We start from the raw sequence: 18,756 nt of genomic DNA, 5'->3' as shown, positions 1-18,756 counted from the left end.
CCGCCCGCACCCGTCACGCCCGGGCCGGCACCGCCGGTGGTGTCACCTCCCGGCCCGTTCCGGTGGGCGCCGTAGACCGGGCGGCCCTTCTCACCGCCGCGCAACTGGGCGCGGGCGATGGTCCGGGCCAGTCGGGCGTACCCCTCCGGGCCGTGCGCGAGCACCAGCAGGTGCCGGCCGAGCGGATCCGGTTCACCGTTGGCCGGTCCGGGCAGGCCGAGGGAGAGTTCGGCGCCGAAGATGGTGGGCAGGTGCAGGGCCCGAGCCGCCTCGGCGAACCGGACCACGCCGTAGAACCCGTCGTGGTCGGTCACCGCGAGCGCGGTCAGCCCCAACCGGGCCGCCTCCTCGGCCATCTCCTCCGGGTGGCTGGCCCCGTCGAGGAAGCTGAAGTTGGTGTGCGCGTGCAGTTCGGCGTACGGGACGGTGGCGTCGGGGGGCGTGATCGGCAGCGCCGGTGAGGCGTAACGCTCTCGCCGCCGGCTGGCCGGTGCCTCGTCGGCGAGCGGGTCCACCACGTGCAGGTGACCGGCCGGCCCGTCGCCCGCCTTGCGCCGGCCCGACAGCGTACGTTCCAGCTCCGACCAGGGCATCTTCGGGTTGTGGAAGCTCACCGGCGAGCACCGCCCCGCCCGGTGGTGTGGTCAGTCATAGACCGCCTCCACCGCCCACTGCCCACCGGCGAGGGAGAGCAGCAGCGCACCCCCGTCGGCGAGCCGGACCTGGAAACGGGCCCGGCGCCGGGACTCGGCAGGTGCCCACCAACGTTCGTCCAGCGGCCAGGGCCCGGCCCAGCCGACGATCTCGACCGGCGCGGCGGTGCCCACCACCAGCCGAGCCGGGGCGGCACTGACCTGCAACCGGGCGGTCACCGTGACCGGCTCACCCGCGTCGTCGTAGACCGCGGCGGGCAGCGGCGCGGCCAGCACCACCGCCGGTGCCGGCGGCGGCAACCGCCCCGGCCAGGGCGGCTCCGCCGGTCGGCCCGGGGTCCGCTCGTCGCCCCACGGCACCAGCCGGGCCCGGTCGGCGTCGGACCGCCCACCACCGAGCACCGCGGTGAGCACCGACTCGGGGCCGAGGATGCCCTGCACCCGGCTCAGCGCCCGGTGCGCCCGGTCCCGCTCGGCGCCGGTCTCGCCCCACAGTCCCGGTTGGAGTCCGGCCTGGGCCAGCAGCCCGTCGGGGATCAGCCGCAGCCGGATGATCCCCGAGGTCGGCCGGGACGGGGCGACCCGCCCGCCGGCACCGGGACGCCGGTTGGTCCCGGAGAGCCAGCCGTCGAGCTGCCAGCGCACCCGGTCGGCGATGGCGGCGGAGCTGAGCAGGCCGTCGTGCCGCCAGACCCGGTGCAGTTCCTGGCCGTGCTCGGTGACCGCCTCGATGCCGAGCCGGGTGCAGGCCAGCGCGTGCCCGGAGAGGGTTTCGTGCAGCCGTTCGGCGAGGGCACGGGCGGCGAACGCGGCGGCGTCGACCCGGTCGAGCGGTTCGTCGTACGTCTCGGTCACGGCCAGGTCGGGTGGTGGGCGGCGGACCGCGAGCCGGCGGTGGTCGCGACCGGCCGCCAACTGGTGGGCGAGCGCGGCGTCGAACCCGAACCGGGCCAGTACGTCACCGGCGGGCAGCGCCGCGAAATCGGCCAGGGTACGCAGTCCGAGCCGGCGCAGCAGGTCGGTCAGGGGTGGCCGGCCGAGCGCCTCCACCGGGAGGTCGGCCAGGAACTTCGGGGCGTCGCCGGGCGGGACGATCTGCCCGGTGCGGGCGGCCAGGCCGGCGGCGAACAGCCCGTCGGCGATGCCGATCTGGCTCTCCACCAGGCAGGTCTGGGCGACGTGCTCGACGATCCGCTCGGCGGCCTGTTCCTCGCCGCCGAAGTAGCGGGCCGGGCCACGGGCGGCGAGCGCGCAGACACCCGGCCGAATCACCTCGACCCCGGCGGCCACCTCCTCGATCGCGGCGACCACCGACTCGAAGGCGCGGGCGTCCCGACCGGGATCGTGGTCGACCACGATCAGTTGCGGGCAGCGGCTCTGCGCCTCCCGTTTACGCAGCCCACGGCGCACCCCTTCGGCGCGGGCGGCGGTGGAGCAGGCAAGGACCCGGTTGGCGTGCAGTACGGCGACCGGGGTCGACGCCGGCACCCCGTCGACGATCTCGGCCGCGATGACCGGCCAGTCCGGGCACCAGACGAGCAGGGTGCGCACCGGTGCCGGCTGCCCGGTCTCCCCCGCCCCGCCCCCCATCACGCCCCTCTCGACCAGCCCGTCGAGCCACCTTAGAACATGTGTTCGATTCTAGTTCGACGGGGCTGCCCGCGCTGCCCCGTCCCGTGACGAGCGCGGTCGGGTGGCTCACGGCCCGACCAGGGTGAGCGGGGTACGCCGGGACACCGGCTCCGGCCAGGCCGCGGACGATCCGGCCGTCCGGGTGCCGCCGACCGGCTTGACCACCCGGGTGGCGTCGTCGCCGGGCATCCAGACCTTGACCTCCTTGGGGCGGGCGGCGGCACCCCGCCCCCGGGCGGAGACGGTCACCTCGCGCCGACGCAGCCGACCCCGGCCCTGACCGAGTCCCTCCCACGCGCCCGCGACCACCTGGAGGGTGACGTCGGCACCGGCCCACTGCCCGTACGGGAGGAGCACGCTGCCGCGCTGCCGGGCCCGGGCGGCCAGCCGGTCGGTGACCGTGGCGCTGACCGTGCCCGGTACGGCGATGACCACCACGTCGACCCCGTCGATCAGGGCGGCGACCACGGTTGCCCACTCGGGGCCGGGGTGCGGTACGAGCGCGAGCCGGTCCAGCGCGATGCCGAGTTCAGCCGCCGCGACCATGCCGAGGGTCGGTACGCCGACCACCGCGCACCACGAACCGGCCCGGGATGCCTCGGCGAGCAGCGCCAGCAGCAGTGAGGTGCCACCGCTGCGGGCCGGCTGGCCGGTGCCGACCGCCACCGTGCTGCCCCGGCGCAGCCCCCGGTTGGGCAGCAGGCCGATCAGTTCGGGCAGCACCGGCAGCGTCCGGTACGCACCGGCGGCGTCCGGGGCGCTCGCCGGCCGGACCAGGTCCGCCAACGCGGCCGACCCGACCGTCATCCGGCCCGCCATGGAACTCACCCATCCCCGTTTGAAGTATCCGTGCTGCTCTGTTACCGCCGGTCAGTCCGTGCGAGTTCGGTTGCCGCTCAGGCGGCGAGTCCGTCGATGGCGGGCTGGTGGGACAGGCCGAGTGCGGCCTCGACCACGGCCACGAACTGCTCGGCCGAGCGGAGCAGGTCGTCGGCCTCCCGGGCGGTCACCACCCGGGGGATGCCAGCCTCGGCGGCGGCCCGCTTGGTCGCGCCGGTGGCGAAGTAGGTGGCCCACTCCCCCAACTCGGGTGCGACGAGCACGAGCAGGGCCCAGACGCTGGTGACCCGGTTGCGGCGGGTGGGTGCGGGACGGGCACGGGCGGCGAGCATCGCCGCGGCGGCGCGCAGGGCGGCCAGGTGCGCTGCCGCGTACCGCAGGCCGTCGGGTCGGGTCTGGGCGGCTTCCGCCAGCCCGCGTCGGGCAATCAGGAGCAACTGGGCCGGAGTCCGGTGCGGCAGTATGTGCGCCGGCACCGTCGGCACCTGAACCGGGCTGGTCGGCATGGGACTCTCCTCCGCGTCGCCGCCGTGTCGCCATCGGTCGGGCGGGGAGCCCGGATGGCCACGCACTGTCGAATAGCCCGCTGCGGAGGAAGACGCACCGGTGGTGCCGGCCGGATGTGGGTGCTTCCCCACACCGCACCCGGCCGGCTGACCCGGCGGGGTCACCGCCCGCCGCCCGGGGGTCGTGGGCGGCGAACGGTGATCCTGCCTTGGTGGCCCGGACTGGTGTGCCCGGAGCCCGCGCGGTCCGCGGAACCGCACGCCGGGAACTACGCCGCGAACGCCGCTCCCGGTGGTCAGGACGAGCGTTCGACTCGATCCAACAACTCAATCGAACACGCGTTCTAACTACTGATGACAGTACACCTCGCCCCCGACAAAAACGCAACCACCGCGACACCCGCCCGACCGCCCGGGACCCACCGCCCGTACCGATGCGGACCAGGCCCGAAACCGGCCCGGAGCCGGGGAAACCCGGCCCGCCACCGGCCGCCCGCACCGGCAGGGACATCGACCGGGGCCGACACGTCTCGGAGTCGACCCGCCGACGCCCGGACGGCCCACGTCCGCCGGGCCCCGCCGGCCCCGGACCGGGCCGGGCTTGTTTCACGACCCGGTCGTACGGGCTTCATCTGCGCTTCCCCCGTTCATGGGGAGAGGCTGGCTAGCCTGCACAACGTTGATCAACAGGTGCCGAAGCAGGTAACCCGATCATCCGACCCGTCCCGGTGAACCACCGGCACCGCCGGCCCGGGCGGTGTGCACGGGGCGCCCCGGCGCCGCCCCCACCAGGGACGACGCCGTACGCGTGGGCCCGCCGTCGATGCCACGGCCGGCCCACGCGGCGCATCCCGTACCGGAGGCGAGGACCGGGGCTGTCATCATGACCGGGTGTTGATGATCGGGATGCTCGGCGGCATGAGCTGGGAGAGCAGCGCCCAGTACTACCGGATAGCCAACGAACTCGTACGCGACCGGCTCGGCGCGCTGCACTCCGCCCGCTGCCTGCTCTACTCGGTCGACTTCGCCGAGGTCGAACACCTGCAGGCCACCGGCCGGTGGGACGAGGCCGGCAAGCTGCTCGCGGCGGCCGCCGGTCGGCTCGAAGCGGCCGGTGCGGACCTGCTCGTCCTGTGCACCAACACGATGCACAAGGTCGCCGACCGGATCACCGACACCGTACGGATCCCGTTGCTGCACATCGCCGACACGACCGCCGACGCGGTGCTCGCCGCCGGGCTGCGTACGGTCGGGCTGCTCGGTACCGCGTTCACCATGGAACAGGACTTCTACCGCGACCGGCTCACCGCCCGAGGGCTGACCGTGCTCGTACCCGAGGCAGACGACCGCGCCCTGGTCCACTCGGTCATCTACGACGAACTGTGCCGGGGCATCGTCAGCGACTCGTCCCGCGCCTCCTGTCTCGACATCGTCGACCGGCTCACCGCGGCCGGGGCGCAGGGCGTGATCCTGGGCTGCACCGAGATCGAACTGCTGATCGGTCCGGCCGACAGCCCCGTACCCGTCTTCCCGACCACCCGGCTGCACGTCGAGGCCGCCGTCACCCACGCCCTCGGACGCTGACGCCGCCGGTCCTGCCGTCGATCAGCGCACGGTCGACGCACCCGGGGTTCGCCCCTTTCGGGGGACGAGCGTGGTGGCATGCGGGTGCCAGGATGTGCGCGTGGCGGGCAAGCGCGAACCGAAGATCGGTTGGCGACTGCTGGCCGGTTTCGGCGCCGCGACACAACTCCCGGACCTGCTCGACCGGGGCGGTTGGCAGGCCTGGGTGGCCGGGCCACTGGTGGCCCTGGTCGTCGGGATGGCGATCTGGGACCTGGGCGGCCTGCTCCTGGGGCCGATCCGCCGGTTCCGCAAGCGGATGGCCGAGCGCCGCATGCTGTTCGTCATCCCCGAACCACCCGCACCCGAACCACCGAAGGACCACACCCGTCGGCCGAGGTAGGCAACAACTCGTCGGGGCCGGTCACGGTGCGGCTCGTTGCCAGGTGCGCCGCCAGCGGTCGGCTTCGTCCGGGTGCCGGAAACGGGCCGAGAGCGCGGCCGGACCGTCCGGGTGCACCCCGCACCGGGTGCAGGCCCGGGGTCTGGTGCGGTCCGCACCGCATACTGTGCACTGTCCGGAGTCGACGGTGCCGGCGCGGTGGGCGGCGATGACCCGGCCCACCACGACGGGCAGCGGTTCGACGGGGTGGTGGGTGAAGTCCGGGCAGTAGGCCAGCGAGGACCACTGCCCGAACACCCAGCGGCTCGATCCGACCGGGACGCGCTGCCCGGCGGTCTTCGACCGGCGGCGGGCGGCAACCACGGGGGCGGCGTACCCGAGCGCGAGTTGTCGGGCGGCTTCGAGTTCGTCCACCGCCCGGACCAGGGCATCCGGGTCGTCGTCGAGCCGCCGCGGGATGCGCGCGGAGCGGACCAGATGATGCCAGGTCGCGCGGAATCCGTACGGCGGGAAGCTCAGCGCGCAGCCGCGCAACGCCCAGAGCCGGTGGTGCACCGGCCGGTCGGTGTCCCTGACCTGACGCGCTTGCGCCGGAAAGCTGGTCATCCGATCCCCGCCATGGTCAGCCGCCGTACTCCCGGAGGGTGATCGTGTTCGCACCTTCTGGATGCCGCCCATCATCATGCCCCGGCCCAGCAGGTGCGCGATCGAATATCCGAGCCGTGGGAGTAACGGCCGGGCGACCGTTGAGTCCTGACGTTGCATCGGTAATCTCAGTCGGTGACGACTCGTAACCCGGCTCTCGGCGTGATCATGGTGCTCTCGGCCAGCGTGCTGTTCGCGGTCAACGGCACCGTGTCGAAGCTGGTGCTGCGCGCCGGCATCGAGGCACCGCAGCTCACCCTGATCCGGGCAGCGGGCGCCTTCGCCGGGCTGCTGCTGCTGAGCGTGCTGCTGCGTCCGGGCGTACGCCGGCTGCGGGTCACCGTCCGCGAACTGCCGCTGCTGATCGGGTTCGGCCTGGCCGGGTTCTTCCTCACCCCGATGCTCTACTTCGTGGCGATCTCCCGGCTGCCGGTCGGGATCGGGCTGCTGTTCGAGTACACCGCACCACTGCTGGTCGCGCTCTGGGCCCGGTTCGGCCAGCACCAGCGGGCCCGCCCCCGGCTCTGGTTCGGGCTGGCCGCGAGCCTGGTCGGGCTGGCCTGCGTGGCCGAGATCTGGGGCTCGCTGGACCTGGACGGGGTCGGCGTACTCGCCGGGCTCACGGCGGCGGTCGTGCTCGCCTGTTACTACGTGCTCGGCGCGCGGGGCGTGCAGCAGCGGGACACCCTCTCCCTGACCACCTGGGCGTTCGGCGCCTCGGCCGTCGCCGGCCTGCTGACCAGGGCGGTCACCGCCGGCAGCGGCGGTTGGGAGCCGCTTGGCGAGCGCAGCGGCGGCGTACCGGTCCTGCTGCTCTGCGCGTACGTGGTGGTGCTCGGCTCGATCGCGCCGTTCCTGCTGGTCTCCGGCGCCCTGCGGCACCTGCCGGCAACCAGCGTCAGCATCCTCGGCATGGCCGAACCCGTGATCGCCTCCATCGTCGCCTGGCTGACCCTGGGCGCCAGCGAATCCCTGACCCCCATCCAGATCACCGGCGGCCTGGTAGTCCTAGCCGGCGTAGCCCTAGCCGAAACCGCCCGCCTCCCCACCCCCTCCCCCCTCCCCCCAGACCTCCCCGTTGATCATGAAGTTAGCTACCTCGAAACGCCCGATCCAGCGCGCTAACTTCATGATCAACGGGGTGGGGTGGGGGTGGTCCGGGGGGAGGGGGGAGGGGGTTAGGTGGGTTTGATTTGGGCTAGGTGGGTTAGGAGTTGGATGAGGGAGTGGGCCTGGGATGTGTTCTCGGCGGTGAAGGTCACGGTGCGGGCGCCGGGGGCGCGGGAGACGCCGGGGATGAGGGTGGCCAGGTCGACGGTGGCGGGGGCGTACAGGTCGACCTCGACCGCCAGTGGTCCGGTGAGGGTGAGGGGCGGGACCTGCGCGCGGTTTTCGATCGCCCTGGTGGCCGCGGCGCGCAGGCGTTCGCGGGCCTCCTCGGGGTGGAGGGTCTCTCCGGCCGCCTGACCGAGGGCGACCTTCACCGGGACCGTCACCGCCGCCGGGACCAGGGCGTTCAGCTCCGCGCAGGCGGCGTCGTCGCCGCCGAGCAGGACCACCGGCGCACCGTGGTGCCCGGCCAGGGCAGTGTTGAGGCCGATCTCCCCCATCGACTGTCCGTTGATCCGCAGGTCCAGCACCGCGTCGCTGATGGTGTGGGCCAACACCGCCGGGCCGGCACCCGCGCGGGCGTGGTAGCCGACAAACAGCACCGCACCGGTGGTGTCGTCGAGCCCGCCGAGCATGCCGAGCGGGCGGGGCCGACCCCGGACCAGCCGGACCCGGCGGTCGAGTTCCTCCGGCAGGATGTTGCGGAACGTGCCGTGCGCGTCCGCCACCCGCACCGCCGCCTCCGGTACGGCGTCCAGCACGCCCGCGATCACGGCGTTCACCTCGGCCGTCATCAGTCGACGGCCCCGTTCGTAGTCGTACCGTTCCGGATTCGTCTCGGTCGGATGCACGACTCCCGCGACGCCCTCCATATCGGCCGAGATCAGTACCCGCAGTGGTTTCGTCATCGGGCCAACGTAGATCCGTTCACGCCCGCCCGCGCCCCGGCTCCGAGCCGACGTGGATCGATTTCGCGGCCGCCCGCGCCCAGGCGAAGCCGCAGGGGGCCTGACTGTCGCCGAACCGGTGGCGACCGCCAAAGCTCGCGCGCACAGAGCCGGTCGGCCGCGTAGAGCCGGTCAGCCACCTGACGCCCGGTACGGGATGACCGCGATGGCGGGTGCTTGTCGGATGGCCCGCGGTGGTGTGGGCAAGATAAGGGCATGCAGCTTCATGTCAACGTGCAAGCGGTGCAGGACGTACTGGACCGGGCGGACGCGCGGGACGGCTCTGGCGAGCCGGTCCGGGTACGGATCCTGCCCGAGGCGGTGCACACTGCCGCCGCGGCGGCCACCGTACTCGGCATCGAGGTCGGGCAGATCGCCAACTCGCTGATCTTCAACGCGGACGGCGCCCCGCTGCTGGTGCTCACCTCGGGCGCGCACCGGGTCGACGTACCCCGGCTGGCTGTCGTGCTCGGGTTGACCGCGCTCAAGCGGGCCACCCCGGAGTTCGTACGCGAGCACACCGGGCAACCGATCGGCGGCGTCGCCCCGATCGGGCACCCGGGGCCGGTCCGTACCCTGGTCGACACCGCGCTCGACGAGTACACCGAGGTCTGGGCGGCCGGCGGGGTGCCGCAGGCGGTTTTCCCGACCACCTACTCCGAGCTGCTCCGGCTCACCGCCGGCACCCCCGCCGAGGTGGCGTGAACCCGGTTCCCGAGCTGGTCACCCTGCATGTCTGGCGGCTGCCCCGCCGGGCGGTGCCACGTGCGCTGATCCGGATGGCGGTCGGCCGACGCCGGCTGCGGGCCACCCCCGGCGTACGGTTCGCCAAGCTCCTCGGCACCGGCACCGGCACCGGCACCGGCACCGGCACCGGCAGCGGCAGCGGCACCGGCACCGGCACCGGCACCAACGGCAGCAGGAGGAGGACCAGCGGCAGCGGCTTCGGGCCGGGGGACGCCGACCTGACCCGCTGGGCGGCGCTGGTGGTCTGGGCGGATCCGGCACGGGCGGCCGGCTTCGACGACAGCCCGGTGGGCCGGGCCTGGGGCCGGATCGCGCTGTCCGGCGCCCGCCTCGACCTGCGCCCACTGGCCAGTCGGGGCCGCTGGGCCGGGGTCGAACCCTTCGGCAACCCGACCGCCCGGAACACCTCGACCGGTGGGCCGGTGCTGGCGCTGACCCGCGCGCGGCTGCGGCCGGCGCGGGCGGCGACGTTCTGGCGGGCCATCCCATCGGTCGCCGCGGCGCTGCCGGACACCCCCGGACTCACCGCCGGGTTCGGCATCGGTGAGGCGCCGCTGGGCTGGCAGGGCACGGTGAGCGTGTGGCGCAGCAGCGCGGACCTGCTCGCCTTCGCGTACCGTCAGCCGGAGCATCAAAACGCGATCATGCGCACCCCGACCGAACGCTGGTACGCCGAAGAGCTCTTCGCGCGGTTCGAGGTACGCGCGGTGCGTGGCGACCGGACCGTACTGGACTGGACCGGTCACGATGGTGGCCCGACGGTCGCCGAGCGTGACGATGGTGACGAGCATGACCGTGGCAGCGAGCGTGGGCATGGCGGCGAGCGGGAATGGCGACGTGCGTGACGGCGGTGGCGCAGTGAGGAGCGGGCAGGCATGAGGTTGGTGCCGTGGCAGCCGGACGATCTCGTTCGGCGGCTGGACGACGTGGTGACGGTCTACGGCGAGGCGATGGGCTACCGGGCCGAGTTGCTGGAGGCACGCCGGGGCTACATCGCCACCCACGTACGCCGTCGTGGTTTCCGGGCGGTGGCGACGTTGGCCAACGACGGGCGGCTGGCCGGTTTCGGCTACGGCTACCACTCGTACTCGGGGCAGTGGTGGCACGACCAGGTGTACGCCGCACTGCCCGACGACGCCCGCAAGACCTGGTTCACCGACTGCTTCGAGGTGGTCGAGTTGCACGTACGGCCGGCGGCGCAGGGGCACGGGCTCGGCGCCCGGCAGCTGACCGCCCTGCTCGCCATGGCGGACGCGAGCACCACGCTGCTGTCCACCCCGGAGGCGGACGAGCAGAAGTCCCGGGCCTGGCGGCTCTACCGGCGGTTCGGTTTCGTCGATGTGCTGCGCGACTTCCACTTCCCCGGCGACGAGCGGTCGTTCGCCGTACTCGGCCGGGAGTTGCCGCTGCCCCACCCGCCGCCGGGCGGGCACGACGAACCCGATTTGCCCGGATAACCGGCCGGAGGATCGATTGAACCGGACCCGGCTGCCCTGGCTGCTGCTGGTCGTCCTGGTGCTGGCGCAGATCGGTTACCCGCTCACCGAGGGCCAGTACCGGGCCCGACTGACCATCGTCACGGTTGTCCTCGGTTACCTGCTGTCGGTCGGCCACGCCCTGCTCAGCCGGGGCCCCCGGGCCGCCGCCACGCTGGTGGTGGTCACCACGGTCGGCGGTTGGGCGGTCGAGGCGCTGGGCGTGACGACCGGTTTCCCGTTCGGCGCCTACGACTACTCCGGGCAGCTCGGTCCGAAGCTCGGCGGCGTACCGCTGGTCATCCCGCTGGCCTGGACCTGGATGGCGTGGCCGGCCTGGTTGGCGGCGGTCCGGCTGACCCGGCCTGGCATCGGGCGGATCGCGCTGGCCGGCGTCGGCCTCGCCGCCTGGGACATCTTCCTCGACCCACAGATGGTGACCGAGGGTTACTGGACCTGGCGACATCCGACGCCGGCCCTGCCGGGCGTCCCCGGTGTGCCAGTCGGCAACTACCTGGGCTGGCTGCTGGTCGCGGTGGTGCTGATGGCGCTGCTGGCCCGGCTCGCCCCGACCTCGCCCCGGCTCGACGGCGTCGACACCCCGATGTACGCGCTCTACCTCTGGACCTACGCGTCCAGCGTGCTCGCGCACGCGGTTTTCCTCGACCTGCCCGGCTCGGCCGGCTGGGGGGCGCTGGCCATGTCGGTGGTCGCGCTGCCACTGGCCGGCACGCTGGTCCGCCACCACCAACCCCATCGGGTACGGGCATGAGCTGGGCCGCCGCAGCCCCGGTCTGGATCGGTTGCGCCGTGGTCGCCGGGCTGACCCTGCACAGCCTGGTCAACGCCACCCGCTGGCTGCGCCGGCCGCCCCTGCGAGCCACCCTGGACGAACCGGTGTCGGTGCTGCTCCCGCTGCGCGACGAGGCGGGCCGCCTGACCCCGTGCCTGCGTTCGCTGCTGGCCCAGCAGGGCGTTGCCGACCTGGAGATCGTGGTGCTCGACGACGGCTCGACCGACGGCACCGCCGACCTGGTACGGCAGCTCACCGCAGGTGACCCACGGGTACGCCTGCTCACCGGCTCACCACCACCGCCCGGCTGGCTCGGCAAGCCGTACGCCTGCCAGCAGCTCGCCGACGCCGCCGTACCCCGGTCGGGTGTGCTGGTGTTCGTCGACGCCGACGTGGTGCTCGCCCCGTACGCGGTGGCCGGTGCGGTGACCGCGCTGCGTACGGCGGGGGCGGCGCTGCTCACCCCGTACCCCCGGATCGTGGCCGGGTCGATCGGTGAGCGGCTGGTCCAACCGTTGCTGCAATGGACCTGGCTGACCTTCCTGCCGTTGCGGCTGATGGAACGCTCGCCGCGCCCGTCGCTGGCCGCCGCCGGTGGCCAGTTCCTGGTGCTGGACCGGGACGGCTACCGCCGGGCCGGCGGACACACGGCGGTACGCGACCGGATCCTGGAGGACATCGAGCTGGCCCGCGCGGTCAAGCGGGCGGGCGCCCGGATCGCCCTGGCGGACGGCTCCGCCCTCGCCGACTGCCGGATGTACGGCTCCTGGACCGAACTGCGCGACGGTTACACCAAGTCGCTCTGGGCGTCGTTCGGCTCACCAGTGGCCGCCGCGGCCGTGCTGACGCTGCTCCTGCTGCTCTACACCGTGCCCCCGCTGCTCGCGGTCGGTGCGGCGGTGGCCGGGGCGGCACCGCTGGCCTGGGCCGCGTTCGCTGCCTACCTGCTGGGCGTCGCCGGTCGGCTGGTCAGCGCACGGGCCAGCGGCGGCCGGACCTGGCCGGACGTATTGGCACACCCACTCTCGGTCGCGCTGCTCGGTTGGCTGACCCTGCGGTCGTACCATCTGCACAGGCGGCAACGCCTGTTCTGGCGTGGCCGACCGGTGCTCTGACACCCGGCCCACTGCCCGCCCACCGGAGCAGAGTGTGCCGTCGACCATGCCTGAGGAGGCGTACGGGGTGAGTCGAATTGTCGTTGTCGGCGCCGGAGTCGGCGGGCTGGCCACGGCGGCCCGGTTGGCTGCCGCCGGGCACGAGGTCACCGTCTTCGAACGGTCCGACACGGTCGGCGGCAAACTCGGCCGTTACTCACGGGACACCCCGGCCGGTACGTTCCACTTCGACACCGGCCCGAGCCTGCTCACCCTGCCGCAGGTCTTCGTCGACCTGTTCCTGGCCACCGGCGCGAAACTCGACGAATACCTGGACCTGGTGCCGCTGGACCCGATCGTCCGGCACCACTTCCCGCCACTGGGCGGCGCACCCGCGACCGTGCTCGACTCCTGCACCGATCCGGGCACCTTCGCGACCAGGATCGGTGAGGTGTTCGGCCCGCAGGCCGAGGCCGACTGGCAGCGGCTGTGGCGGCGGGCCGGCCGGATCTGGCACGCCGCGTGGCGGGACATCCTCCGCGACAGTCTCGACTCACCGCTGGACCTGGCCCGGCTCGCCTGGCGGCTGGGTGACCTGGCCGCGATCCGCCCCGGCCAGAGCCTGCGCGGGATGGGCCGGTCGTACCTGCGTGACCCACGGCTGCGGATGCTGCTGGACCGGTACGCCACGTACACCGGGGCGGATCCGCGCCGGGCACCGGCGGCACTGGCCGCGGTCCCGTACGCCGAACTGGCCTTCGGGGGCTGGTACCTGCGCGGCGGACTCGGTTCGCTCGCCGATGCCCTGCTGTCCCGCTGCCTGGACCTGGGTGTGGTGGTGCAGACCGGCAGCACCGTCACCACGATCGACGCCGCCGGGGGCCGGGTGCACGGCGTACGCCTGGCCGGCACCAACACCCCGGTACCGGCCGAGGTGGTGGTGGCCAATGTGGACGCGCTCACCGTCTACCGGGACCTGCTGCCCCGCCCCGACCGGCTCGCCGGGCTGGCCGACCGGAGCCTGTCCGGTTTCGTGCTGCTGCTCGGTGTGCGGGGCTCGTCCGGGCTGGCGCACCACAACGTGTTCTTCCCGACCGACTACGACGCCGAGTTCGACGCGGTCTTCGGCGACGCGGGTCGCGGCGTACCGGCCCGACCGGCGCCGGACCCGACCGTCTTCGTCACCGTGGCCGACGACCCGGCGGTCCGCCCGGACGGGCACGAGGCGTGGTTCGTGCTGGTCAACGCCGCACGGCAGGGCCGTTCCCTGTCTGCGGTCAACTGGCGGCGCCCCGGCCTCGCGGACGCCTACGCCGACCGGATCCTGGACGTGCTCGCCGAGCGCGGCACCGACGTACGCGACCGCCTGCTGTTCCGCGAGGTCCGTACGCCCGCCGACCTGGCCACCGCGACCAGCACCCCCGGCGGGGCCATCTACGGCACCGCCGGTGGCCTGCTCCGCCCACCGAACCGGGGCCCGGTGCCCGGACTCTTCCTGGTCGGCGGCTCCACCCACCCCGGCGGCGGCCTCCCGATGGTCACCCTCTCCGCCCAGATCGTCGCCAACCAGATCGGCCCGGCCTGACCCCTGTGCTGCTCGACTGGTCAGGACGAGAGCCGAAATGCGGGTGGCACGCCGGCCCGTACCCGTTAACCTCGGCACCGTTCATCGAGACGACGGCGTGAGGACGGACAAGATGCGCATCGACGCACCCGGAGCCGGCAGCAACCCCACCACCGACCGCCTCGTGCTGGCTGTGCCGCAGCCGTCCGACCTGGCGGAAATCCACGAGTTGTACGCGGACCCGCAGGTGTGGCGGGCCGACCCGATCAGCCGTCAGTCCAGGATGGAGCAGACCACGACGATGGTCGAACATTGGCTGGCCGCCTGGCAGCGCGACGGTCTGAGCATGTGGGTGGCCCGCAGCACCGAGCCGGCCACCGAGGGCAGACTCGTGGGGATCGGCGGCTGTTTCGTCCGCTACGGCGTGGCCTGGAACCTCGGCTTCCGCCTCCACCCGACCTTCTGGGGACAGGGGTACGCCCAGGAGATCATCCGCGCGGCGGTCGCCGCCGCTCGGGACGTACGCCCGGATCTGCCGCTGACCGCGTACCTGTTGGAGGGCAACACGCGGTCGCAGCGTACGACCGAACGGGCCGGCCTGCGGCAGGTCTGGCGGGGCCCGGACGCCGGCAACCCCGACCCCCACGCCATCCGCCTGCTGTACGCCGACCGGGACCTGTCCCCCGCCCTGGTGCAGACCCTGACCGAAAACTGAGTCAGCGGCGTACGGCCACTCAGCGGACGACGTCGTAGACGAACATGGTGATGCCGTTGTCGTACGTCTTCGACTCGACCACCTTCAACAGCTGCTTGTCCTTGTCGGTCTCGCTGAACATCCGCTTGCCGCTGCCCAGCAGCACCGGGAAGACCAGCAGGTGGTAGCGGTCGATCAGGCCGGCGTCGGAGAGGTTGCGGGCGAGCGTGGCGCTGCCGTGGACGACGATCGGGCCGCCGTCGGTCTCCTTGAGCTTCGCGACGTCGTCGAGCGAGCGCAGGATCGTGGTGTCACCCCAGTTGTCGACCAGGGCGTCCTCGCCGAGGGTGGTCGAGACGACGTACTTCGGCAGTTCCTTGAGCGGGGCGAAGTCCTCGATGTCGGGCCACAACGGCGAGAACACCTCGTAGCTGGTCCGGCCGAACATCAGCGCGGCAGCCTCCTCGGTCTCCCGACCCTTCAGCTCGTACGCCTCCGGCAGGAACTCGATGTCCTTGTAGGTCCAGCCCCCGCTGCGGTGCGGCTCGGCCGGGGTGCCACCACCGGGAGAGTCGACAACGCCGTCCAGCGAGACAAAAGCGGTGTAGATCAGCTTGCGCATCTCGATGTCCTATCCCTGGTCCGAGTGGACGGCCCCAGTCTCCGGCGGTGTCGCACACGGCCACGATCGGCTCAGACCTGATCCGGTGGGCGGCCGGATGCTTCACCTGCACTACACGGCGACCGACCTTACCCGCGTACGCCTCGCCGCACCGCCCCTCGGCGAGGACCGCCGCCAGCCGGCGTACGCCCCGCGCCCCGCGCCCCGCGCCCCGCGCTTCCCTCGACGATCTTGCACTTGTGGCGCCCGGATAAGGGCACTCATCCGGATTTGTGACCCACCACAAGTGCAAGATCGTCGCGCCACCTGGTCTGTCCCGTACCCACCACGCAACGCAACACAACACGAGCAATCAGAGCAACGCCCGACGCACCGCACCCAAAAGCTGAACCAACCCGTACCCGGCAAGCAGAACCCAAACCGCGGCAACCACCGTGACAGCCCCCGCCGCCACGTCGAACGAGAAGATCCGCACCGCCCCCGCCAGCACCAACCCGACCAACGCCACCAACACCCGACTAGGCCGCTCCCCCACCGTCACCGCCCCGATCTCCCGCATCCCCGCCGACACCGAACGGGCCCGCACGTACTCGTGCAGCCAGGACAGCGCCCCGGCCGCCACGACCAGCGGCCCCGGGGCGCCGAGCAGCCAGAACGCGATCAGCCAGGCTGCCTCACCGACCCGGTCGGCAACCGAGTCGTAGACGTAGCCGAGTCGGGTGGTGCGGCCGGTGACCACGGCGAGCGCCCCGTCGACGCTGTCGGCCACCGCGGCGAGCAGGACCAGCCCGGCGGCGATGAAGGGCCCTCCCGGCTCCCGGAGCACGACCACCGGCACCAGGACGCAGAACAGGGTGCCGACCACGGTCACCGCCGTCGGCGACACCCGGAAGCGACCCAGCAGGTGCCCGATCTGGTACGCGAACCGCAGCCAGCCCTGTACGGTCGGCGCCGCCTTGCGCGGGTCGAAGTCACCGTGCAGCCGCGCCCAGGTGGCCGCGTACTCGTCCCAATCCAGCCGGGTGCCCGCCACGGGTCAATTGTCGACGCAGGCGCGGGCTCGCGCGGCCGTGTTGCTCACACCTCGACGCCGACCTGGAGGTTCTGCCAGATCTCGCGGGTCGCGGTGGAGCGGTTGAAGGTGATGAAGTGGATGCCGGGGGCGCCCTCGGCGAGCAGCCGCTGGCACATCTCGCTGGTCTGCTGGATGCCGAGTTCACGGACCGCGTCCGGGTCGTCGGCGACCTTGGCGAAGCGTGCGGCGAGCGCGGGCGGGAACGGCGCACCGGACAACTGCTCGGAGCGCTCGATCGTAGTGATCTTGGTTACCGGCATGACACCCGGCAGGATCGGGGTGTCACAGCCGGCCGCCGCGACCCGGTCCCGCAGCCGCAGGTAGTCGTCGGCGTCGAAGAACATCTGCGTGATGGCGAAGTCCGCCCCGGCTCGGCACTTGCGGATGAAGTATTCGGTGTCGGTCGCCACGTCGGGCGAGCGCGGGTGCTTGTACGGGAACGCCGCCACCCCGACGCTGAAATCACCGGACTCCCGCACCAGGCGGACCAGGTCCTCGGCGTACAGCACGCCCTCGGGGTGCCGTACCCACTCACCGGTCGGGTCGCCCGGCGGGTCGCCCCGCACCACCAGCAGGTTCCGTACGCCCACCCCGGCGAGCCGGCCGACGATGTGGCGCAACTCGGCGACGGAGTGGTTGACCGCGGTCAGGTGCGCCATCGGCAACAGCGTGGTGTCGGTGGCGATGCGCTCGGTGACCGCAACCGTCTTGTCCCGGGTCGAACCGCCGGCACCGTAGGTGATCGAGACGAAGGACGGCTGGAGCGACTCCAACTCCCGGATCGCCTGCCAGAGCAGGCGCTCACCCTCGGGGGTCTTCGCCGGCCCGAACTCGAACGAGAACGACGGCCGGGGTCCACGAACAAGGTCCCCGATCGCTGGTTGCGGATTGGGGAGAACAGAGGGGAGACCGAGCGCCACCCTACGACCTTACCGGCCACCTGGGTCGAATATCCGCACCTTCCCATTTACCGGCCGGTCGATCCACCCCACCGGCCGACCGATGCCCGCCGAGGAGGGCGCGGGGTGAGAAAGCACACGCGGTCGGCGTACCCGGATCGATGCCGCAGCGACGCGGCCGGCGGCGGCCCAGCCTGCCGGCCGGGAAACGGCCGCGGCCGGGGCCGGTGGCCGGAACCCGGGTACGGGTGGGCGACCGGGGTGCGGAGGCGGGTTGTCCCGGGAACGGCTAGCGTCAGGGCGTGACCGATGCTGCCCCCGTCTCGCCCGTGGACCGCGCAGGCCTCCGGGACCGGACCGACAGGGCGTTGGCCGACTTCCTCGCCGGCCAGCGCGCCTGGCTCGCCGCCGCCGACGACTCCCTGCTGCCGGTGGCCGAGGCGCTGGAGGCGTTCGTGCTGCGCGGCGGCAAGCGGCTGCGCCCCGCGTTCGCCTACTGGGGTTACCGGGGTGCCGGGGGCACCGACTCCGACCAGGTGGTGGCTGCCCTGGCGGCCCTGGAGTTCGTCCAGGCCAGCGCGCTCATCCACGACGACCTGATGGACCGCTCCGACACCCGCCGGGGCGAGCCGGCGGTGCATCGCCGGTTCGCCGCGCACCACCGGGTCGCCGGTTGGGTCGGCAACGCCGACGGGTTCGGTGACTCCGCCGCCATCCTGCTCGGCGACCTGTGCCTGGTCTGGTCCGACCAGTTGCTGCACGGCGCCGGCCTGGACCCGTACCAGGTGCAGCGGGCGCGGCCGGTCTTCGACGAGATGCGTACCGAGGTGACCATCGGCCAGTACCTGGACGTGCTCGCCCAGGCGTCCGGGGACACCTCGGTGGAGCGGGCCGGCAAGATCGCCCGGTACAAGTCGGCGAAGTACACCGTCGAACGGCCGCTGCTGCTCGGCGCCGCGCTCGCCGACGCGTCCGCGCCGCTGCGGGAGGCGTACTCCGGCTACGGGCTGCCGCTGGGCGAGGCGTTCCAGCTCCGCGACGACGTACTCGGAGTGTTCGGCGACCCACGCCAGACCGGCAAGCCGGCCGGTGACGACCTGCGCGAGGGCAAACGCACCTTCCTGGTGGCGGCGGCCCTGGAGACGACCGACGCGACCGGCCGGGCGCTGCTGGCCAAGCGGCTCGGTGATCCGGGGCTCGACCCGGACGGGATCGACCAGCTCCGCGAGGTGATCGCCGCCAGCGGGGCGCTTGCCCGGACCGAGCAGCGGATCACCACGCTGACCGACACCGCGCTGGCCGCGCTGGACCGGGCCGACGTGACGGCCGAGGCCCGCGAAGTCCTGGTCGAGCTGGCCATCGTCGCCACCCGCCGCTCCCTCTGACCGCCGGCCGGGCGAGCGTCGCCGCCGGGCGGGCACCGATCGGACATCCGGGGCCAACCGGGAAGCCATCCGCTTGATAGATCGACGTCAACGGGCGGTGGGACCGTCG

General features: G+C 72.9%; 18 protein-coding genes and 2 pseudogenes. 11 read left to right on the top strand and 9 right to left on the bottom strand.

Annotation, left to right across the window (positions count from 1 at the left end; genetic code table 11):
• Positions 1 to 68 precede the first annotated feature (68 nt).
• The 4 genes and pseudogenes from AB0J90_RS18970 to AB0J90_RS18955 form a co-directional block, all read right to left on the bottom strand.
• Positions 69 to 614: pseudogene (locus tag AB0J90_RS18970) on the bottom strand (PHP domain-containing protein); the annotation flags it as partial.
• A 30-nt stretch (positions 615 to 644) separates the two neighbouring features.
• Positions 645 to 2,243, bottom strand: a complete 1,599-nt coding sequence (locus AB0J90_RS18965) for a DNA polymerase Y family protein (RefSeq protein ID WP_363597474.1) — start codon at positions 2,241 to 2,243, stop codon at positions 645 to 647.
• A gap of 108 nt (positions 2,244 to 2,351) precedes the next feature.
• Entirely contained in the window at positions 2,352 to 3,104 is a 753-nt protein-coding gene (locus AB0J90_RS18960; RefSeq protein ID WP_363597763.1) for a hypothetical protein, read from the bottom strand.
• Positions 3,105 to 3,181: 77 nt separating this feature from the next.
• Positions 3,182 to 3,631 carry an SAV_6107 family HEPN domain-containing protein gene (locus tag AB0J90_RS18955; RefSeq protein WP_363597472.1) on the bottom strand — a complete coding sequence of 150 codons (450 nt, stop codon included), beginning with the start codon at positions 3,629 to 3,631 and terminating at the stop codon, positions 3,182 to 3,184.
• Between the two features lie 897 nt (positions 3,632 to 4,528).
• Here AB0J90_RS18955 and AB0J90_RS18950 point away from each other — a divergent pair.
• Positions 4,529 to 5,215, top strand: coding sequence for an aspartate/glutamate racemase family protein (locus tag AB0J90_RS18950; RefSeq protein WP_363597761.1), 687 nt, complete (start codon positions 4,529 to 4,531; stop codon positions 5,213 to 5,215).
• Positions 5,216 to 5,315: 100 nt separating this feature from the next.
• Complete coding sequence (locus AB0J90_RS18945) at positions 5,316 to 5,597, top strand: hypothetical protein (RefSeq protein ID WP_363597471.1); 282 nt, start codon at positions 5,316 to 5,318, stop codon at positions 5,595 to 5,597.
• 21 nt (positions 5,598 to 5,618) lie between these two features.
• Here AB0J90_RS18945 and AB0J90_RS18940 read toward each other — a convergent pair whose 3' ends face one another.
• Positions 5,619 to 6,203 (bottom strand): hypothetical protein, encoded by a 585-nt coding sequence (locus tag AB0J90_RS18940; protein WP_363597469.1) that lies wholly within the window; start codon positions 6,201 to 6,203, stop codon positions 5,619 to 5,621.
• A gap of 174 nt (positions 6,204 to 6,377) precedes the next feature.
• Between AB0J90_RS18940 and AB0J90_RS18935 the strand changes: the two genes are divergently transcribed.
• Positions 6,378 to 7,367, top strand: coding sequence for an EamA family transporter (locus tag AB0J90_RS18935; RefSeq protein WP_363597467.1), 990 nt, complete (start codon positions 6,378 to 6,380; stop codon positions 7,365 to 7,367).
• A 53-nt stretch (positions 7,368 to 7,420) separates the two neighbouring features.
• Here AB0J90_RS18935 and AB0J90_RS18930 read toward each other — a convergent pair whose 3' ends face one another.
• The gene (locus tag AB0J90_RS18930; protein WP_363597465.1) at positions 7,421 to 8,260 is read right to left on the bottom strand and encodes a M55 family metallopeptidase; all 840 of its coding nucleotides are present in this window, start codon (positions 8,258 to 8,260) and stop codon (positions 7,421 to 7,423) included.
• 255 nt (positions 8,261 to 8,515) lie between these two features.
• Between AB0J90_RS18930 and AB0J90_RS18925 the strand changes: the two genes are divergently transcribed.
• From AB0J90_RS18925 to AB0J90_RS18895, 7 genes and pseudogenes are all read left to right on the top strand, one after another.
• Positions 8,516 to 9,004 (top strand): YbaK/EbsC family protein, encoded by a 489-nt coding sequence (locus tag AB0J90_RS18925; RefSeq protein WP_363597463.1) that lies wholly within the window; start codon positions 8,516 to 8,518, stop codon positions 9,002 to 9,004.
• A pseudogene (locus tag AB0J90_RS18920) lies at positions 9,001 to 9,801 on the top strand (hypothetical protein); the annotation flags it as partial. The gene AB0J90_RS18925 and the pseudogene AB0J90_RS18920, both read left to right, overlap by 4 nt.
• Positions 9,802 to 9,921: 120 nt before the next feature.
• On the top strand, positions 9,922 to 10,503 hold the full coding sequence (locus tag AB0J90_RS18915; RefSeq protein ID WP_363597461.1) for a GNAT family N-acetyltransferase: 582 nt from the start codon (positions 9,922 to 9,924) through the stop codon (positions 10,501 to 10,503).
• A 16-nt stretch (positions 10,504 to 10,519) separates the two neighbouring features.
• A complete protein-coding gene (locus AB0J90_RS18910; RefSeq protein WP_363597459.1) occupies positions 10,520 to 11,293 on the top strand; it encodes a carotenoid biosynthesis protein in 774 nt (257 codons plus the stop codon).
• Positions 11,290 to 12,429, top strand: a complete 1,140-nt coding sequence (locus AB0J90_RS18905; RefSeq protein WP_363597457.1) for a glycosyltransferase — start codon at positions 11,290 to 11,292, stop codon at positions 12,427 to 12,429. The genes AB0J90_RS18910 and AB0J90_RS18905 overlap by 4 nt, the downstream gene beginning before the upstream one ends.
• A 67-nt stretch (positions 12,430 to 12,496) precedes the next feature.
• Positions 12,497 to 13,993 carry a phytoene desaturase family protein gene (gene crtI / locus AB0J90_RS18900; RefSeq protein WP_363597455.1) on the top strand — a complete coding sequence of 499 codons (1,497 nt, stop codon included), beginning with the start codon at positions 12,497 to 12,499 and terminating at the stop codon, positions 13,991 to 13,993.
• Positions 13,994 to 14,105: 112 nt separating this feature from the next.
• Positions 14,106 to 14,687, top strand: a complete 582-nt coding sequence (locus AB0J90_RS18895) for a GNAT family N-acetyltransferase (RefSeq protein ID WP_363597453.1) — start codon at positions 14,106 to 14,108, stop codon at positions 14,685 to 14,687.
• A gap of 19 nt (positions 14,688 to 14,706) precedes the next feature.
• On the opposite strand, the gene AB0J90_RS18890 is transcribed toward AB0J90_RS18895, so the two are convergent.
• From AB0J90_RS18890 to metF, 3 genes are all read right to left on the bottom strand, one after another.
• Positions 14,707 to 15,288 carry a dihydrofolate reductase family protein gene (locus tag AB0J90_RS18890; RefSeq protein ID WP_363597452.1) on the bottom strand — a complete coding sequence of 194 codons (582 nt, stop codon included), beginning with the start codon at positions 15,286 to 15,288 and terminating at the stop codon, positions 14,707 to 14,709.
• A 352-nt stretch (positions 15,289 to 15,640) separates the two neighbouring features.
• The gene (locus AB0J90_RS18885; protein ID WP_363597450.1) at positions 15,641 to 16,321 is read right to left on the bottom strand and encodes a CDP-alcohol phosphatidyltransferase family protein; all 681 of its coding nucleotides are present in this window, start codon (positions 16,319 to 16,321) and stop codon (positions 15,641 to 15,643) included.
• A gap of 44 nt (positions 16,322 to 16,365) precedes the next feature.
• The gene (gene metF, locus AB0J90_RS18880) at positions 16,366 to 17,283 is read right to left on the bottom strand and encodes a methylenetetrahydrofolate reductase [NAD(P)H] (protein WP_363597448.1); all 918 of its coding nucleotides are present in this window, start codon (positions 17,281 to 17,283) and stop codon (positions 16,366 to 16,368) included.
• A gap of 281 nt (positions 17,284 to 17,564) precedes the next feature.
• Here metF and AB0J90_RS18875 point away from each other — a divergent pair, with 281 nt between their 5' ends.
• Positions 17,565 to 18,647: a polyprenyl synthetase family protein gene (locus tag AB0J90_RS18875; RefSeq protein WP_363597446.1), complete on the top strand. Its 1,083-nt coding sequence runs from the start codon at positions 17,565 to 17,567 to the stop codon at positions 18,645 to 18,647.
• Positions 18,648 to 18,756 lie beyond the last annotated feature (109 nt).

The sequence above is a fragment of the Micromonospora sp. NPDC049523 genome, assembly GCF_040676775.1.
Taxonomy (GTDB): Bacteria; Actinomycetota; Actinomycetes; order Mycobacteriales; family Micromonosporaceae; genus Micromonospora_G.
Note: the sequence above shows the minus strand (reverse complement) of the source record. Positions and strands in the feature narration are given on the sequence as shown.

Bases quoted from the DNA above. Each gene is read 5' to 3' on its own strand.
- AB0J90_RS18925 (WP_363597463.1), top strand. From the start codon at position 8,516: ATGCAGCTTCATGTCAACGTGCAAGCGGTGCAGGACGTACTGGACCGG.
- AB0J90_RS18955 (WP_363597472.1), bottom strand. From the start codon at position 3,631: ATGCCGACCAGCCCGGTTCAGGTGCCGACGGTGCCGGCGCACATACTG.
- AB0J90_RS18895 (WP_363597453.1), top strand. From the start codon at position 14,106: ATGCGCATCGACGCACCCGGAGCCGGCAGCAACCCCACCACCGACCGC.
- AB0J90_RS18960 (WP_363597763.1), bottom strand. From the start codon at position 3,104: ATGGCGGGCCGGATGACGGTCGGGTCGGCCGCGTTGGCGGACCTGGTC.
- AB0J90_RS18915 (WP_363597461.1), top strand. From the start codon at position 9,922: ATGAGGTTGGTGCCGTGGCAGCCGGACGATCTCGTTCGGCGGCTGGAC.
- AB0J90_RS18940 (WP_363597469.1), bottom strand. From the start codon at position 6,203: ATGACCAGCTTTCCGGCGCAAGCGCGTCAGGTCAGGGACACCGACCGG.
- AB0J90_RS18930 (WP_363597465.1), bottom strand. From the start codon at position 8,260: ATGACGAAACCACTGCGGGTACTGATCTCGGCCGATATGGAGGGCGTC.
- AB0J90_RS18905 (WP_363597457.1), top strand. From the start codon at position 11,290: ATGAGCTGGGCCGCCGCAGCCCCGGTCTGGATCGGTTGCGCCGTGGTC.
- AB0J90_RS18950 (WP_363597761.1), top strand. From the start codon at position 4,529: ATGATCGGGATGCTCGGCGGCATGAGCTGGGAGAGCAGCGCCCAGTAC.
- AB0J90_RS18890 (WP_363597452.1), bottom strand. From the start codon at position 15,288: ATGCGCAAGCTGATCTACACCGCTTTTGTCTCGCTGGACGGCGTTGTC.
- AB0J90_RS18965 (WP_363597474.1), bottom strand. From the start codon at position 2,243: ATGGGGGGCGGGGCGGGGGAGACCGGGCAGCCGGCACCGGTGCGCACC.